The sequence below is a fragment of the Bacillus sp. LR_5 genome (assembly GCF_042709275.1).
The window spans coordinates 1-883 of sequence record NZ_JAVAXX010000649.1; the positions used below are offsets into that span (position 1 = coordinate 1).

At 46.3% G+C, this 883-nt stretch carries 1 protein-coding gene; it reads right to left on the reverse strand.

Features of this window, described 5'->3' with window-relative positions:
• Positions 1-12 precede the first annotated feature (12 nt).
• A partial coding sequence (gene pfkB, locus RAC86_RS39245; RefSeq protein ID WP_377887012.1) for a 1-phosphofructokinase occupies positions 13-883 on the reverse strand: 871 nt, incomplete at its 5' end.

The following is an 883-nucleotide window of genomic DNA, read 5'->3' on the forward strand; positions in this document are numbered from 1 at the left end:
TTGTTTCCTCCTCTATAGACGTGTGACCTTAACTTCAGGAAGAAGCTGCTGGACAAATTCTTCTGTTCCAAGTTCTTCGGAGAACGCGGTAGCGCTGCCTGATGTCACTCCTAAGCGGAATGCTTCTTCAAGCGGCAGCTGTTTGGAAATACCGGCAAGGAACCCTGCAACGACGGAATCTCCCGCTCCGACTGAGTTTACCAATTCCCCCTTTGGCACGTTAGCAAAATAAACACCTTCGTTCGTAAACAGAAGCGCTCCGTCTCCTGCCATGGATACGATTACATGTTCAGCACCTTGTTCTACAAGCTTTTTCCCATAAGGAACGGCTTCTTCAACAGATGTAATTGTCGTGCCGAACATTTCTCCAAGCTCATGATGGTTTGGCTTCATCAAAAACGGTTTCATTTCTGTCGCTTTCAAAAGCGCCTCGCCTGAGATATCCAGAACAACTCGTGCGTTCTGCTGTTTGCAGGCCTCTGCGATTTTTTCATAAGTATCGTGAGGCAGTGAAGATGGAATGCTTCCCGCAAGGACGACGATATCTCCCTCTTGCAGAGATTGGAACTGTTCTAAAAAGGCTTTGAAATCTTCACCCGAAATTGTCGGTCCCTGCCCGTTAATTTCAGTTTCATCACCAGTTTTCAGCTTTACATTGATACGGGTATCTCCTTTTACTTCAGAAAAAGCTGTTTCCAGGTTCTCTTCCCGCAAAAATGTTTTGATATATTCTCCGGTAAATCCGCCGACGAATCCGAGCGCTTTAGACGGTACATGGTGTCTTTTCAGCAGTCTCGATACGTTGATGCCTTTGCCCCCTGGATACTTTGTATCGTATACGGAACGGTTCAGGCCTCCTACAGTAAAATCTTCAACGTGAACA